The organism is Burkholderia sp. BCC0405 (assembly GCF_902833075.1).
Lineage (GTDB): Bacteria > Pseudomonadota > Gammaproteobacteria > Burkholderiales > Burkholderiaceae > Burkholderia.
Window position 1 is genome coordinate 118175 of sequence record NZ_CADFEO010000002.1, and the last position, 14347, is coordinate 132521.

The window sequence follows — 14347 nt, forward strand, 5'->3', positions numbered from 1 at the left end:
CGGCGGGGAAGGGGCGGCGCTCAGGCCATCCGGTTCTTCGCGAGCGGCGGATTCGCGGCGAAATAACGCTTGATGCCGCGGAAGATCGCATCGGCCATCTCGTCGCGATAGCTGTCGTCGTTGAGCTTGCGCTCTTCGTCCGGGTTGCTGATGAACGCGGTCTCGACGAGGATCGACGGAATGTCGGGCGCCTTCAGCACCGCGAAGCCGGCCTGCTCGACCGAGCCCTTGTGCAGCTTGTTGATGCCGCCGACTTCCTTCAGCACGTAGTTGCCGTAGCGCAGCGAATCGCGGATCTGCGCGGTCGTCGACATGTCGAACAGCGCGCGGCTCACGGCCGCGTCCGTCGTCTTGATGTTGATGCCGCCGATCAGGTCGGACGAGTTTTCCTTGTTTGCCATCCAGCGCGCCGCGGCGCTCGTCGCGCCGTGATCGGACAGCGCGAACACCGACGAGCCGCGCGCGGACGGCGTCGTGAACGCGTCCGCGTGGATCGACACGAAGAGATCGGCGCCGACGCGGCGCGCCTTCTGCACGCGCACGTTCAGCGGCACGAAGAAGTCGGCGTCGCGCGTCATCATCGCGCGCATGTTCGGTGCGCCGTCGATCTTCGCGCGCAGCTTCTTCGCGATGTCGAGCGCGATGTGCTTCTCGTACGTGCCGCCGCCGCCGATCGCGCCCGGATCCTCGCCGCCGTGGCCCGGATCGATCGCAACCGTCAGCAGGCGGACGGTGCCGCCCTTGCCGGATTTCGGCGCGGTGAACTTGTAGGTGTCGCCGTCGTCGTCGCTGTCGTCGCGGCGCGCGATGACGGGCGGCGGCTTGACGGCCGGCTTCGCGGGCGTCGAAGGCGTGGCCGCGGCGGGCGGCGTGTGCGGCGTGCCCGGCGTGTTCTGCGCGAAGCGCTGGAAGAACGCGTCGCTGTTGTCGCCCGCGGCGGGCGGCGGGGTACCCGGACCGGCCAGCGTGGTCGGCGGCTGCATCTGCTGCGCGCGCGCGGTGTCGTTGAGCGCCTGCTCCTTGCGTTCCGTCTGCGCGATCAGGTCGGACAGCGGATCGGGCGCGACGGCCGGATACAGGTCGAACACGAGCCGGTACTTGTAGGTGCCGACCGGCGGCAGCGTGAACACCTGCGGCTTCACCGAGCCTTTCAGGTCGAACACCATCCGCACGACGTGCGGCTGATACTGGCCGACGCGCACCGACTGGATCTGCGGATCGTTCGGCGCGATCTTCGACACGAGGTCGCGCAGCGCCTGGTCGAGGTCGAGGCCGGTCAGGTCGACCACGAGACGGTCGGGCCCCTGAAGCAGCTGTTGGCTATTCTGCAGCGGCTGGTCGGATTCGATCGTGACGCGCGTGTAATCGCGTGCGGGCCACACGCGCACGCCGAGCACCGACGACGCGTGTGCGAGCCGCGGTGCGACGAGACCGAGCACCAGCGTCGACGCGCCCGCGCACAGGATCTGGCGGCGGCGCCAGTTGTGCGTCGCGGTGGCCGCCGATTCGATCGAGCGGAACGGTTTGATCAACATCTTTCGAGACATGCCTTTCCTGAAGCGCTGTACGCCCGGACGGTGAGGGCGCGGCCGTCGCCATCCACGTCGAGCGAGAAAACCAGATCGGGTACGCCGAGCAGCGTGCCTGCCTGTTGCGGCCATTCGACGAGGCAAATCGCGCTGGAATTGAAATATTCGCGAAAGCCTGCGTCGGACCATTCGGCCGGATCGTTGAAACGATACAGATCGAAGTGATAGACCTCGAGTTCCCCATCGTCGCGTTCGAGCGCATACGGCTCGACGAGCGTGTAGGTCGGGCTGCGCACGCGCCCCGTGTGGCCGAGGCCACGCAGGATCGCGCGTACGAGGGACGTCTTGCCCGCGCCGAGATCGCCGACCAGCTGGATCTGCAGCCCGTCGAACGCATGCGCACGGGCGAGCTCGGTGCGCGCCGCGTCGAGCGCGTGCGCGAAGCGGGTGCCGAAGGCCTCGGTCGCCGCTTCGTCGGCGAGCGCGATCACGCGCTCCGCGAGCAGGGCGGGCAGCATGGCGTCGTGAGGCGGTTGGCTGGGCGTGGCTGGCATTCTCGTAAAATAGTGCGATGAACCGATTACCGGAACTCGCCGCATCCGACAGGCCTTCGACTCGTGCCGAAGGCGCGGCACCGTGCGCACTCGACGATGCGGCGTTGACCGCGCTCGCCGCGCGCATCAGGGCGTGGGGGCGCGAATTGGGTTTCGGGGCGATCGGCATCAGCGATACCGATCTCTCGGATGCCGAAGCAGGCCTCGCTGCCTGGCTGGAAGCCGGATACCACGGCGAAATGGATTATATGGCGAAACATGGGATGAAACGCGCGCGTCCGGCCGAACTTGTGGCCGGTACGCGACGCGTGATTTCCGCCCGGCTCGCCTATCTGCCGGCCGAAACGCTCGCCGCCGCCCACCCCGGCGGCGAGCCGGGCGCGCTCGCGCCGCACGACTGGCGCGCACGCGAACGGGCCCGGCTCGACGATCCGCAGGCGGCTGTCGTGTCGATCTACGCACGCGGCCGCGACTATCACAAGGTGCTGCGCAACCGGCTGCAGACGCTCGCCGAGCGCATCGAGCAGGAGATCGGCACGTTCGGCTACCGCGTGTTCACCGATTCGGCGCCCGTGCTCGAGGTCGAGCTCGCGCAGAAGGCGGGCGTCGGCTGGCGCGGCAAGCATACGCTGCTGCTGCAGCGCGATGCGGGCTCGCTGTTCTTCCTCGGCGAGATCTACGTCGACGTTCCGCTGCCGACCGACGCGCACACGTCCCCCGACACCGCGCCCGAGACGCCCGGCGCGCACTGTGGCAGCTGCACGCGCTGCATCGACGCCTGCCCGACCGGCGCGATCGTCGAGCCGTACCGCGTCGATGCGCGCCGCTGCATCTCGTACCTGACGATCGAACTGAAAGGCAGCATCCCCGAGCCGCTGCGGCCGATGATCGGCAATCGCGTGTACGGCTGCGACGACTGCCAGCTCGTGTGCCCGTGGAACAAGTTCGCGCAGGCCGCGCCCGTCGCCGATTTCGACGTGCGGCAAGGCCTCGACCGCGCGACGCTCGTCGAGCTGTTTGCGTGGGATGCGGACACGTTCGATACGCGGATGCAGGGCAGTGCGATCCGGCGCATCGGCTACGAAAGCTGGCTGCGCAATCTCGCGGTCGGGCTCGGCAATGCGCTGCGCGCGGACGCGGGCCGGCTCGCGCCGCAGGCGCGCGATGCGATCGTCGCCGCGTTGCGCGCACGGGCCGACGATCCGTCGCCGGTCGTGCGCGAGCATGTCGAATGGGCGCTGCGTGCCGCGTGAAGGCGGCGTAAAGTGTCGTCGGCGCGCGGCCGTGCCGCGCGTATCCATCGGTCAGGAGAGGGCCATGTTCAATGCAGTCATCGACGCGCCGTTCGGCAAGGTCGGCATCCGCACGGACGCCGCGGTGTTGCGCGAGATCGTCTATCTGCCCGAGTCGGTGAAGTCGGTCGATCCGGATTCGCCGCTCGCGAAGCGCGCGGTCAAGCAGATCGAACGTTATTTCGAGCGCGCGTCGGCGCGCTTCGACCTGCCGCTCGCCGAGGTCGGCAGCGCGTTCCAGCACCGTGTGTGGGACGTGATCAGCGATATCCCGCCCGGCACGGTGCTGACCTACGGCCAGGTCGCGAAACGGATCGGCAGCGCGCCGCGCGCGGTCGGCCAGGCGTGCGGCGCGAACTACTTCCCGCTCGTGATTCCGTGCCATCGCGTCGTCGCGGCAGGCGGCCTCGGCGGCTTCGCGAACCACGACGACAATGGCTACTACCAGAAAGTGAAGCGCTGGCTGCTGGCGCACGAAGGCGTGCCGTACTGATGAATGAATCGCTGATTTCCCCCGACGCCGACGGCGATGCCGCCGAAGCGTCTCCCGCGCTGCTGGCGAGCCGCGCGTCGATCGACGTGTTTTGCGATGCGCTGTGGCTCGAGCACGGGCTCGCACGCAATACGCTCGACGCGTACCGGCGCGATCTCGTGCTGTTTTCCCAATGGCTGGCAGAGACGCACGACGCGTCGCTCGATTCGGCTGACGAAGCGATGGTGACCGGCTACATCGCCGCGCGCAGCGACGGCAAGGCGACGTCGTCGAACCGGCGGCTGTCCGTGTTTCGGCGCTATTACGGCTGGGCCGTGCGCGAGCATCGCGCGAGCGCCGACCCGACACTGCGGATCATGTCCGCGAAACAGGCCGTCCGGTTTCCGTCGACGTTGTCGGAGGCGCAGGTCGAGGCGCTGCTCGGCGCGCCCGACATCGGCACGCCGCTTGGCCTGCGCGATCGCACGATGCTCGAGCTGATGTATGCGAGCGGGTTGCGCGTGAGCGAGCTCGTGATGCTGAAGACCGTCGAGGTCGGGCTCAACGAGGGCGTCGTGCGCGTGATGGGCAAGGGCTCGAAGGAGCGGCTCGTGCCGTTCGGCGAAGTCGCGCATGGCTGGATCGAGCGCTACCTGCGCGACGCGCGGCCGGTGCTGCTCGGTGCGCGCGCGGCCGACGCGCTGTTCGTGACCGCGCGCGGCGACGGGATGACGCGCCAGCAGTTCTGGAACATCATCAAGCGTCACGCGCAGCAGGCCGACGTGCGCGCGCATCTGTCGCCGCACACGCTGCGGCATGCGTTCGCGACGCACCTGCTGAACCATGGCGCCGACCTGCGCGTGGTGCAGCTGCTGCTCGGTCACAGCGACATCTCGACCACGCAGATCTATACGCACGTCGCGCGCGAGCGCTTGAAGACGCTGCACGCGCAACACCATCCGCGCGGCTAGCACATCCGGTGCGGCGCGGGCTGGGTCACGCGCAACGGCCCGTTCGGGTCAGACCAGCTCGCGCAGTTTGTGCTTCAGTACCTTGCCCGTCGACGCGGCAGGCAGCGCGTCGAGCGCACGGATGTGCGCGGGGCGTTTGTAAGGCGCGAGCCGCTCCGCACACCATGCGTGCAACGCCGCTTCGTCCGCCGTCGCGGCGGGCACCAGCTCGACGAACGCGAGCACTTCCTCGTTGCCTTCGACCGCGCGGCCGATGACGGCCGCCTGCACGACGTCCGGATGCGCGTTCAGCACCTGCTCGACTTCGACCGGATAGACGTTGAAGCCCGACCGGATGATCAGCTCCTTGCTGCGGCCCGCGATCGTCACCGCGCCGTCCGCCTCCTGCCGCGCGAGATCGCCGGTGCTCAGCCAGCCGTCCGGCGACACGGCCGCGTGTGTCGCGTCCGCGTTGCGGTAGTAACCGAGCATCACGTTCGGCCCGCGCACGCGGATCTCGCCGACTTCACCCGGCGGCACGTCGGTGCCGTCCGGCGCGACGATCCGCATCTCCACGCCGGGAATCGGCACGCCGACCGAGCTGTCGGTGCGCGGCGCGTCGAGCGGCGTCTGCGTGATCGTCGGGCTGCTTTCGGTCATGCCGTAGCCGTTGTGCAGCGGCACGCCGTACAGGCGCTCGACGCGCGCCTTCAAGTTCGCGTCGAGCGGCGAGCCGCCCGAATACGCGAAGCGCAGGCGTGGCGCTCGCCATGCGTGGCCATGCGTGTGCAGGTGTTCGAGCAGTTTCGCGTGCATCGCGGGTACGCCCTGGAAGATCGTGACGCCTTCGTCGGCGAGCGCGACGCGCACGGCTTCCGGCGAGAAGCGCGGCGCGAGCCGCAGCGTCGCGCCCGCGTACAGGCTGCCGAGGCAGACCGACGCGAGCCCGTACACGTGCGACACGGGCAGCACGGTGTAGACGACGTCGTCGGGCGACACGCGGCGCAGCATGCTCGACGTCGCCGCGATGAACAGCAGGTTGCGATGCGACAGCATCACGCCTTTCGGCGTGCCGGTCGTGCCGGTCGTGTAGATCAGCGCCGCGCATTGCGCCGCGCCGTCGGTCGCGACCGGTTCGCCCGGCGCGCTCGCGTCGATGCGATACGACCACGCACCGACGTCGACCGGCAGCGTGCCGGCAGGTGTTGCGCCATGCCGTTCGGCATGCGTGCGCGCGTCGGGCGATGCGTCGGTGGTGAACGCGATCAGCTTCGGACGCGCGTGCGCGGCGATCGCGTCGAGCTCGCTGGCGGACAATCGCGCGTTCGACACGAGCGCCCACGCGTCGAGGCGCGCGACCGCGAACAGCAGCACGATCTGCGCGACGCAGTTTTCGGCGACGATCATCACGCGGTCGCCGCCTTGCACGCCGAGGTTGGCGAGCCGCGCAGCCGCCGCATCGACGGCCTGCGCCAGATCGCCGTACGACAGGCGGCGCGCGTCCTCGATCAGCGCCGGGTGCGCGGGTGCCCGCGCCGCCCAGCGCGCGGGCACGTCGGCGATGCGGCGAGGCAGCGCGGCGAGCAGGGCCTCGACGTCGAGCGGCTCGGAGGAACGGCGGAACGAGGACATGGCGTCTCCAGAAAAGGGGCGGGCGGCCGACGAGTTAGGCGAACGATCGTGCCACGATGGCGCACGCGCCACAATCGGCCATTCGGGCAATAGCGCTTCGCGCTGTCCGCAATGATGATGGACGGAATCGTTGCGGCGGCGCGGCAGGCCGCCCGGCGGAGGGCCGCCCCGCGGAAAACGGGCCGGGAGTATAACGCCGGCGCGGGCGCACCCATGCGCGCCCGCCGGTCGTTCACCATTAAAATGCCGTCATGAGCAAATCCAGGCATGTGTCCGAAACCCCCGCGACCCAGTTGTTGCGCCGGCACGGCGTCGCGTTCGGCGAGCACCCGTACGACTACGTCGAGCACGGCGGCACCGGCGAATCGGCGCGCCAGCTCGGCGTCGACGAGCACAGCGTCGTGAAGACGCTCGTGATGGAAGATGAACACGCGAAGCCGCTGATCGTGCTGATGCACGGCGACCGCACCGTGTCGACGAAGAACCTCGCGCGGCAGATCGGCGCGAAGCGCATCGAGCCGTGCAAGCCCGAGGTCGCGAACCGCCATTCGGGCTATCTCGTCGGCGGCACGTCGCCGTTCGGCACGCGCAAGGCGATGCCCGTCTACGTCGAGGCGACGATCCTCGAATTGCCGACGATCTACCTGAACGGCGGCCGCCGCGGCTACCTCGTCAGCCTCGCGCCGGCGGTGCTCACGTCGCTGCTCGGCGCGCAGCCCGTGCAGTGCGCAAGTGTCGACTGAGGGTTTCACCTTCGTGGCAGGCCGCGCGCGTTCGGTAGAATGGGCGCCGTTTCGGCGTGCCGCGCGCAGCCGTCCCTTTACCGATACGTTGAAAGAAGAGTCCTCCGCATGCAGATCCTGCTCGCCGCCCTCGTTGCCTACCTGATCGGATCGGTGTCGTTCGCCGTCGTCGTCAGTGGCGCGATGGGCCTGGCCGACCCGCGTTCGTACGGGTCGAAGAATCCCGGCGCGACCAACGTGCTGCGCAGCGGCAACAAGAAGGCCGCGATCCTCACGCTCGTCGGCGACGCGTTCAAGGGCTGGATCGCCGTCTGGCTCGCCCGGCACTTCGGGCTGCCCGACGTCGCGGTCGCATGGGTCGCGATCGCCGTGTTCCTCGGCCACCTGTATCCGGTGTTCTTCCGCTTCCAGGGCGGCAAGGGCGTCGCGACCGCGGCCGGCGTGCTGCTCGCCGTGCACCCGGTGCTCGGGCTCGCGACCGCGCTGACCTGGCTGATCGTCGCGTTCTTCTTCCGCTATTCGTCGCTCGCGGCGCTGGTGGCGGCCGTGTTCGCGCCGGTGTTCGACGTGTTCCTGTTCGGCACGGGCCACAACCCGGTCGCGTGGGCCGTGCTGGCAATGAGCGTGCTGCTCGTGTGGCGTCACCGCGGCAACATTTCGAAGCTGCTGGCGGGGCAGGAGAGCCGGATCGGCGACAAGAAGAAGGCGGCCGCGGACGGCGGCGCGCAGGGCGGCGGGAAAGCCTGAGGAAGTACGGCGCTTGCCGCATGCCGGGCGCGCCGCGTGTGCGGGGCCCGGCAGGATGACGTGGCGGATCGTCCGGCGATCAGTCGCGGAAGTTGTTGAAGTCGAGCGGTGTGTCGGTCACGTCCTTGCGCAGCATCGCGATCACGCTCTGCAGGTCGTCGCGCTTCGTACCGGCCACGCGCACCGCATCGCCCTGGATGCTCGCCTGCACCTTGATCTTGCTGTCCTTCACGAGGCGCACGATCTTCTTCGCGAGATCGCCGCTCACGCCTTTCTTCACGGTGACGATCTGCTTGACCTTGTCGCCGCCGATCTTCTCGACCTTGCCGTAGTCGAGAAAGCGCACGTCGACGTTGCGCTTGGCCAGCTTGCCGATCAGCACGTCCTTGACCTGGCCGAGCTTGAAATCGTCATCGGCGAACAGCGTCAACTCGCGCTCCTTCTGCTCGACGCGCGCGTCGGAGCCCTTGAAGTCGAAGCGCGTCGAAATTTCCTTGTTCGACTGCTCGATGGCGTTCTTCACTTCGATCATGTTCGCTTCGGAAACGACGTCGAACGATGGCATGGCATTCCTCCCTTGAGATGCGGGCACCCGGCTCGCGCACGGGCACTCGCTATAATTGCGGACTGTCTGCCATTTTACCGATGCCCCTCCGTTTGCCCAAGGCCGGCCATGCGCCGCCCGGGCGGACGTGACCGCGAATGCCGATGCCTCCTGACGATTCCACCCTGTCGCTGCTTTACGACCTTCCGCTCGCCGCGCACAACACGTTCGGCATCGCCGCGACCGCGCGCTTCGCCGCGCGCATCACGCATGCGTCGCAGTTCGAGGCGCTCCATCGCGACCCGCGCGTCGCGAACCTGCCGCAGCTCGTGCTCGGCGGCGGCAGCAACGTCGTGTTCACGCGCGATTTCGACGGCGTCGTGTTGCTCGACGAGATCGCGGGCCGCCACGTCGTGCGCGAAGACGACGACGCGTGGTACGTCGAGGCCGGCGGCGGCGAGAACTGGCACGCATTCGTCGCATGGACGCTCGAGCACGGGATGGCGGGCCTCGAGAACCTCGCGCTGATTCCGGGCACGGTCGGCGCCGCGCCGATCCAGAACATCGGCGCATATGGCCTCGAGATGAAGGCATATTTCGACTCGCTGGTCGCGGTCGAACTGGCGACGGGGCGCAGCGAGCGTTTCGACGCCGCGCGCTGCGCATTCGGCTATCGCGACAGCTTCTTCAAGCGGGAAGGGCGCGGCCGGTACGCGATCGTGTCGGTGACGTTCCGGCTGCCCCGGCAATGGACGCCGCGGCTCGGCTACGCGGACGTCACGCGCGAGCTCGACACGCGCGGCATCGCGCCCGATGCGGCGACGCCGCGCGACGTGTTCGACGCGGTCGTCGCGATCCGCCGCGCGAAGCTGCCCGATCCGCTCGTGCTCGGCAATGCGGGCAGTTTCTTCAAGAATCCGGTGATCGACGCCGCGCAGTTCGATGCGTTGCGTGCGCGCGCGCCCGATGTCGTGTCGTATCCGCAGCCGGACGGGCAGGTGAAGCTCGCGGCGGGCTGGTTGATCGACCGCTGCGGCTGGAAGGGGCGTGCGCTCGGCGCGGCGGCCGTACACGATCGCCAGGCGCTCGTGCTCGTCAATCGCGGCGGCGCGACGGGCGCCGACGTGCTCGCGCTGGCGCGGGCGATCCAGGCCGACGTGTTCGCGAAATTCGGTGTCGAGCTGGAGCCGGAGCCGGTTTGCCTGTGAGCCGGGCCACGACGCCCGCGCAGCAGCTATTGCCGGACCGTGCGCATGGCGCTCGTTGAAAAGGGCTTCGCGTATACGTTGAAGCCGTTGCCGCCTCATTCGCCGGAAGTGCTCGCGCACAACCCGTTCGGACGCATCCTGGCATTCTGCGATGGTCCGATCGAGTTCTACGGAACGCGTGCGATCCTCGGCTATATCGACGAAGCGTTCGACGGCCCGAGCCTGCTGGCTCAGTGGGGCGCCACCGCCTATGCGCGCGGCGAGCAATGGATCAGCCTGATCAACTGCCACGCGTACGACGCGATGGTGCGCCGCTACGTGCTGCAATACGTGTTCCCGAAAGGCGAGAACGGCCAGCCCCGATCGCGCGGTGATCGACGCGGCACTGCCTGAAATCGACCAGCATCTGCAGGTGATCGACGCGGCGTATGGCGGGCGCGACTACCTGGTCGGCCGCGGGTTGTCGATGGCGATCTGTTCCTGGCGCCGATCCTGGCTTACGTGGGCATGTTCCCCGAAGGGGCGGAATTGCTGCGGAAATATCCGAACGTCACGCGTGCGCAGGCGGTGATGCGCGAGCGGCCGAGCTTCGCCGCGACGCAGCCGGCGCCGGGCTGATGGAGGCATCGGCATGAGCACGCATGCCGGCGGGGGCAGGAAAATAAAAAGCGCCGGGCTGTGCCGGCGCTTATCGCTTGCGACGAGGCCGCGCGCGTCAGTGCGTCAGTGCTTCAGCCGGCCGAGCAGCAGGAACTCCATCAGCGCCTTCTGCACGTGCAGGCGGTTTTCCGCCTCGTCCCACACGACGCTCTGCGGGCCGTCGATCACGCCGGCCGTCACTTCCTCGCCGCGGTGCGCGGGCAGGCAGTGCATGAAGAGGGCGTCCGGGTTGGCGTGACCCATCATCTCCTCGTCGACGCACCAGTCGGCGAACGCCTGCTTGCGGGCCTCGTTCTCGGCCTCGAAGCCCATGCTCGTCCACACGTCGGTGGTGACGAGGTCGGCGCCCTTGCACGCTTCGTTCGGATCGTCGAACACTTCGTAGAACGGCGAGCTGTCGGGCGACACGAGCTTCATGTCGAGCGCATAGCCGGGCGGCGTGGACAGGCGCAGCTTGAAGCCGAGGATCTGCGCGGCTTCGATCCACGTGTAGAGCATGTTGTTCGCATCGCCGACCCATGCAACGGTCTTGCCGGCGATCGGGCCGCGGTGCTCGTAGTACGTGAAGATGTCGGCGAGCACCTGGCACGGGTGGTACTCGTTCGTCAGGCCGTTGATCACCGGCACGCGGGAATTGTCCGCGAAACGCTTGATGACTTCCTGCTCGAACGTACGAATCATGATGATGTCGACCATTCGCGAGATGACCTGCGCGGAATCCTCGACCGGTTCGCCGCGGCCGAGCTGCGTGTCGCGCGTGCTCATGAAGACGGCGTGGCCGCCGAGCTGGAAGATCCCGGCTTCGAACGACAGGCGCGTGCGCGTCGAGCTCTTCTCGAAGATCATCGCGAGCGTGCGGTCGTGCAGCGGGTGATAGGTCTCGTAGTTCTTGAACTTGCGCTTCAGGATACCCGTGCGTTCGAGCACGTACTCGTAGTCTTCCAGCGAGAAATCCTTGAACTGCAGGTAGTGACGAATGGTTTTGGCGGTCATGAAGCGAAATACGGCGGGTTGCACCCGGCAGCAAGGCCGGACGGCGCCGCCGTCGGGTGTGGATAACTCAAAGCAGCATAAAGGATTTTCTGTGCTTTGACGAGCCGCGGAAAAAAGCGGGGCATGATCGCAAGGTGCTGCAGGCGGAGCGGGAGGAGGGGTGTCGGGGCGACGCGCGATGGCGCGCTGCGGTATAATCCGAAAGTTTTCTCCAGCCCGGCAGGCAAGCCTCCTCGCGCTCTGCCGGACACAAGCCGTGCGCTGCACAAATCCGGTGCAGTCCACCGGCGGCGCGCACCGACGTCCCGTTTTCGGGATATCGGAATGCTTGTGCCGCCGTCCGTTTCAGCTTTGTGTTCGCGTATCCAGGCGCCGTTGCCTGGGCATCGCCGGGCCGTCACTTGGGTAACCACATGGCTGAAACCCCTCCGACCGAATTCTTCATCCAGGGCATCACGAAAGACGGGAAAAAGTTTCGCCCGAGCGACTGGTCGGAACGTCTGGCCGGTGTGATGGCCTGCTTCGGGCCGGGGGCGAGCGGACCGAACGCGCGCCTCAAGTATTCGCTCTACGTGCGTCCGACGATGCTCGGCGACCTGAAATGCGTGATCCTCGATTCCCGGCTGCGCGATGTCGAGCCGATGGCTTTCGATTTCGTGCTGAATTTCGCGAAGGACAACAACCTTGTTGTCACCGAGGCGTGCGAACTGCCCGACTACGACGCCAAGAAGTGATGTCGGCCAGGGCGAGGGCGCTTGCCGCGTCCGGCCTGGCAAATGTCGCTGGCTCGCGGGATGCGCGCCGGCGACAGGCAACAAAAAAGCCCGCCTAGGCGGGCTTTTTTGCGATCGCAGGAAACAGGAACGCCCGCGTGAGCGGGCGCACCGGATTTACGCTGCTGCCTGCAGACCCTTGACGGCTGCGGCGAGGCGGCTCTTGCTGCGAGCGGCCTTGTTCTTGTGAACGATCTTCTTGTCGGCGATCGTGTCGATCGTCTTCACGGCAGCCTTGAACAGCTCGGCAGCCTTTGCCTGGTCGCCGGCTTCAACAGCCTTGCGAACCGACTTGATCGCGGTACGGAATTTCGAGCGCAGCGCCGAGTTGTGCGAGTTTGCCTTCGCGGCCTGGCGGGCGCGCTTGCGTGCTTGTGCGGAGTTAGCCATGACGGTTCCTTATCCTGTCCTGTTTCCAGAGCTTGGAGCCTGACGGCCAAGCGCTGCTTTTCGATCCGTCCCCTGAGAACGATTGCCCAGGGGCGCATAAAAAAACGGTGATTTTAACCGAGGCCGGGACATGAAAACGGCAGTTGCCGTGCATGTACGAGCCCAGAAACCGGCGATTATAGCAACAAAATCAAGCGAGTGGCAAGTTCAACGTGACATGCGCCGAGCGGGACGCCGAAGGCATGCACGCTTTTCGGCATCGGCCGCTGGCCGGGCCACGCAACGTCCGTATAATAAGCGCCCCATGAATCTATTCCGAGCCCTGCTGACGGTCAGCGGCTTCACGCTGCTGTCGCGCGTGACCGGACTGGCCCGCGAGACGCTGATCGCCCGTGCGTTCGGCGCCAGTCAATACACCGACGCGTTCTACGTCGCCTTCCGTATCCCGAACCTGCTGCGCCGCCTGTCTGCCGAAGGCGCGTTCTCGCAGGCGTTCGTGCCGATCCTCGCCGAGTTCAAGAACCAGCAGGGGCACGACGCGACGAAAGCGCTCGTCGACGCGATGTCGACCGTGCTGGCGTGGGCGCTTGCCGTGCTGTCGGTCTTCGGGATCGTCGGCGCGTCGTGGGTCGTGTTCGCGGTCGCGTCCGGCCTGCACACCGACGGGCAGGCGTTCCCGCTCGCGGTCACGATGACGCGGATCATGTTCCCGTACATCGTGTTCATCTCGCTGACGACGCTCGCCTCCGGCGTGCTGAACACGTACAAGAGCTTCTCGCTGCCCGCGTTCGCGCCGGTGCTGCTCAACGTCGCGTTCATCGCCGCGGCCGTGTTCGTCGCGCCGCACCTGAAGGTGCCGGTGTTCGCGCTCGCGTGGGCGGTCATCGTCGGCGGCGTGCTGCAGTTCCTCGTGCAGCTGCCGGGCCTGAAGAAGATCGACATGGTGCCGCTGATCGGCCTCAACCCGCTGCGCGCGCTGCGCCACCCGGGCGTGAAGCGCGTGCTCGCGAAGATGGTGCCCGCGACGTTCGCCGTGTCGGTCGCGCAACTGTCGCTGATCATCAACACCAACATCGCGTCGCGGCTCGGGCAGGGCGCCGTGTCGTGGATCAACTACGCCGACCGCCTGATGGAATTCCCGACGGCGCTGCTCGGCGTCGCGCTCGGCACGATCCTGCTGCCGAGCCTGTCGAAGGCGCACGTCGATGCCGATTCGCACGAGTATTCGGCGCTGCTCGACTGGGGCCTGCGCGTCACGTTTCTGCTCGCGGCGCCGAGTGCGCTCGCGCTGTTCTTCTTCGCGACGCCGCTCACCGCGACGCTCTTCAACTACGGCAAGTTCGACGCGCATACCGTCACGATGGTCGCGCGCGCGCTCGCGACCTACGGGATCGGCCTCGTCGGCATCATCCTGATCAAGATCCTCGCGCCGGGCTTCTATGCGAAGCAGGACATCAAGACGCCCGTGAAGATCGCGATCGGCGTGCTGATCGTCACGCAGATCTCGAACTACGTGTTCGTGCCGCTGATCGGCCACGCGGGCCTGACGCTGAGCATCGGCGTCGGCGCGTGCCTGAACTCGCTGCTGCTGTTCATCGGGCTGCGCAAGCGCGGCATCTACCAGCCGTCGCCGGGCTGGCTGCGCTTCTTCGTGCAGCTGATCGGCGCGGTGCTGGTGCTCGCGGGCCTGATGCACTGGCTGTCGGTCAGCTTCGACTGGACCGGGATGCGTGCGCAGCCGCTCGATCGCATTGCATTGATGGCCGCGTGCCTCGTGCTGTTCGCTGCACTATATTTCGGTATGTTGTGGGTGATGGGCTTCAAATACGCTTATTTCAGAAGGCGCGCCAAGTGACGACC

At 67.4% G+C, this 14347-nt stretch carries 14 protein-coding genes and 1 pseudogene; 9 read left to right on the forward strand and 6 right to left on the reverse strand.

Annotated features, from left to right (window positions below):
• Positions 1-20: 20 nt before the first annotated feature.
• Together HWX36_RS03620 and tsaE are read right to left on the reverse strand one after the other, a co-directional pair.
• A complete protein-coding gene (locus HWX36_RS03620) occupies positions 21-1547 on the reverse strand; it encodes an N-acetylmuramoyl-L-alanine amidase (RefSeq protein ID WP_175950918.1) in 1527 nt (508 codons plus the stop codon).
• Positions 1529-2083 carry a tRNA (adenosine(37)-N6)-threonylcarbamoyltransferase complex ATPase subunit type 1 TsaE gene (tsaE, locus tag HWX36_RS03625; protein WP_174951540.1) on the reverse strand — a complete coding sequence of 185 codons (555 nt, stop codon included), beginning with the start codon at positions 2081-2083 and terminating at the stop codon, positions 1529-1531. Before tsaE ends, HWX36_RS03620 begins: the two co-directional genes overlap by 19 nt.
• Before the next feature lie 17 nt (positions 2084-2100).
• Here tsaE and queG point away from each other — a divergent pair, with 17 nt between their 5' ends.
• The 3 genes from queG to xerD all read left to right on the forward strand — a co-directional run bounded on the left by queG (position 2101) and on the right by xerD (position 4818).
• A complete protein-coding gene (gene queG / locus HWX36_RS03630) occupies positions 2101-3336 on the forward strand; it encodes a tRNA epoxyqueuosine(34) reductase QueG (RefSeq protein ID WP_175950919.1) in 1236 nt (411 codons plus the stop codon).
• Between the two features lie 64 nt (positions 3337-3400).
• On the forward strand, positions 3401-3868 hold the full coding sequence (locus HWX36_RS03635; protein ID WP_175950920.1) for a methylated-DNA--[protein]-cysteine S-methyltransferase: 468 nt from the start codon (positions 3401-3403) through the stop codon (positions 3866-3868).
• Positions 3868-4818 (forward strand): site-specific tyrosine recombinase XerD, encoded by a 951-nt coding sequence (gene xerD, locus HWX36_RS03640; protein WP_175950921.1) that lies wholly within the window; start codon positions 3868-3870, stop codon positions 4816-4818. Before HWX36_RS03635 ends, xerD begins: the two co-directional genes overlap by 1 nt.
• Before the next feature lie 48 nt (positions 4819-4866).
• Here the strand turns inward: xerD and HWX36_RS03645 are convergent, their stop codons facing one another.
• The gene (locus tag HWX36_RS03645; protein ID WP_175950922.1) at positions 4867-6429 is read right to left on the reverse strand and encodes an AMP-binding protein; all 1563 of its coding nucleotides are present in this window, start codon (positions 6427-6429) and stop codon (positions 4867-4869) included.
• Between the two features lie 251 nt (positions 6430-6680).
• Between HWX36_RS03645 and ybaK the strand changes: the two genes are divergently transcribed.
• Positions 6681-7172 (forward strand): Cys-tRNA(Pro) deacylase, encoded by a 492-nt coding sequence (ybaK, locus tag HWX36_RS03650; RefSeq protein ID WP_175950923.1) that lies wholly within the window; start codon positions 6681-6683, stop codon positions 7170-7172.
• Between the two features lie 108 nt (positions 7173-7280).
• The gene (gene plsY, locus HWX36_RS03655) at positions 7281-7919 is read left to right on the forward strand and encodes a glycerol-3-phosphate 1-O-acyltransferase PlsY (protein ID WP_175950924.1); all 639 of its coding nucleotides are present in this window, start codon (positions 7281-7283) and stop codon (positions 7917-7919) included.
• A gap of 79 nt (positions 7920-7998) precedes the next feature.
• On the opposite strand, the gene HWX36_RS03660 is transcribed toward plsY, so the two are convergent.
• On the reverse strand, positions 7999-8484 hold the full coding sequence (locus tag HWX36_RS03660) for a YajQ family cyclic di-GMP-binding protein (RefSeq protein ID WP_175950925.1): 486 nt from the start codon (positions 8482-8484) through the stop codon (positions 7999-8001).
• A gap of 137 nt (positions 8485-8621) precedes the next feature.
• Between HWX36_RS03660 and murB the strand changes: the two genes are divergently transcribed.
• Together murB and HWX36_RS03670 are read left to right on the forward strand one after the other, a co-directional pair.
• A complete protein-coding gene (gene murB / locus HWX36_RS03665) occupies positions 8622-9671 on the forward strand; it encodes a UDP-N-acetylmuramate dehydrogenase (protein ID WP_175950926.1) in 1050 nt (349 codons plus the stop codon).
• A gap of 15 nt (positions 9672-9686) precedes the next feature.
• Positions 9687-10289, forward strand: a pseudogene (locus HWX36_RS03670) (glutathione S-transferase family protein); the annotation flags it as partial.
• 105 nt (positions 10290-10394) lie between these two features.
• On the opposite strand, the gene argF reads toward HWX36_RS03670, so the two are convergent.
• Positions 10395-11324, reverse strand: a complete 930-nt coding sequence (argF, locus tag HWX36_RS03675) for an ornithine carbamoyltransferase (RefSeq protein WP_175950927.1) — start codon at positions 11322-11324, stop codon at positions 10395-10397.
• 413 nt (positions 11325-11737) lie between these two features.
• Between argF and HWX36_RS03680 the strand changes: the two genes are divergently transcribed.
• Complete coding sequence (locus HWX36_RS03680) at positions 11738-12058, forward strand: DUF3579 domain-containing protein (protein ID WP_021162567.1); 321 nt, start codon at positions 11738-11740, stop codon at positions 12056-12058.
• A 156-nt stretch (positions 12059-12214) separates the two neighbouring features.
• Here the strand turns inward: HWX36_RS03680 and rpsT are convergent, their stop codons facing one another.
• A complete protein-coding gene (gene rpsT, locus HWX36_RS03685) occupies positions 12215-12487 on the reverse strand; it encodes a 30S ribosomal protein S20 (protein WP_006482211.1) in 273 nt (90 codons plus the stop codon).
• A gap of 304 nt (positions 12488-12791) precedes the next feature.
• Between rpsT and murJ the strand changes: the two genes are divergently transcribed.
• Positions 12792-14342 (forward strand): murein biosynthesis integral membrane protein MurJ, encoded by a 1551-nt coding sequence (gene murJ, locus HWX36_RS03690; RefSeq protein WP_175950928.1) that lies wholly within the window; start codon positions 12792-12794, stop codon positions 14340-14342.
• Positions 14343-14347 lie beyond the last annotated feature (5 nt).

Bases quoted from the DNA above. Each gene is read 5' to 3' on its own strand.
- HWX36_RS03620 (WP_175950918.1), bottom strand. From the start codon at position 1,547: ATGTCTCGAAAGATGTTGATCAAACCGTTCCGCTCGATCGAATCGGCG.
- tsaE (WP_174951540.1), bottom strand. From the start codon at position 2,083: ATGCCAGCCACGCCCAGCCAACCGCCTCACGACGCCATGCTGCCCGCC.
- queG (WP_175950919.1), top strand. From the start codon at position 2,101: ATGAACCGATTACCGGAACTCGCCGCATCCGACAGGCCTTCGACTCGT.
- HWX36_RS03635 (WP_175950920.1), top strand. From the start codon at position 3,401: ATGTTCAATGCAGTCATCGACGCGCCGTTCGGCAAGGTCGGCATCCGC.
- xerD (WP_175950921.1), top strand. From the start codon at position 3,868: ATGAATGAATCGCTGATTTCCCCCGACGCCGACGGCGATGCCGCCGAA.
- HWX36_RS03645 (WP_175950922.1), bottom strand. From the start codon at position 6,429: ATGTCCTCGTTCCGCCGTTCCTCCGAGCCGCTCGACGTCGAGGCCCTG.
- ybaK (WP_175950923.1), top strand. From the start codon at position 6,681: ATGAGCAAATCCAGGCATGTGTCCGAAACCCCCGCGACCCAGTTGTTG.
- plsY (WP_175950924.1), top strand. From the start codon at position 7,281: ATGCAGATCCTGCTCGCCGCCCTCGTTGCCTACCTGATCGGATCGGTG.
- HWX36_RS03660 (WP_175950925.1), bottom strand. From the start codon at position 8,484: ATGCCATCGTTCGACGTCGTTTCCGAAGCGAACATGATCGAAGTGAAG.
- murB (WP_175950926.1), top strand. From the start codon at position 8,622: ATGCCGATGCCTCCTGACGATTCCACCCTGTCGCTGCTTTACGACCTT.
- argF (WP_175950927.1), bottom strand. From the start codon at position 11,324: ATGACCGCCAAAACCATTCGTCACTACCTGCAGTTCAAGGATTTCTCG.
- HWX36_RS03680 (WP_021162567.1), top strand. From the start codon at position 11,738: ATGGCTGAAACCCCTCCGACCGAATTCTTCATCCAGGGCATCACGAAA.
- rpsT (WP_006482211.1), bottom strand. From the start codon at position 12,487: ATGGCTAACTCCGCACAAGCACGCAAGCGCGCCCGCCAGGCCGCGAAG.
- murJ (WP_175950928.1), top strand. From the start codon at position 12,792: ATGAATCTATTCCGAGCCCTGCTGACGGTCAGCGGCTTCACGCTGCTG.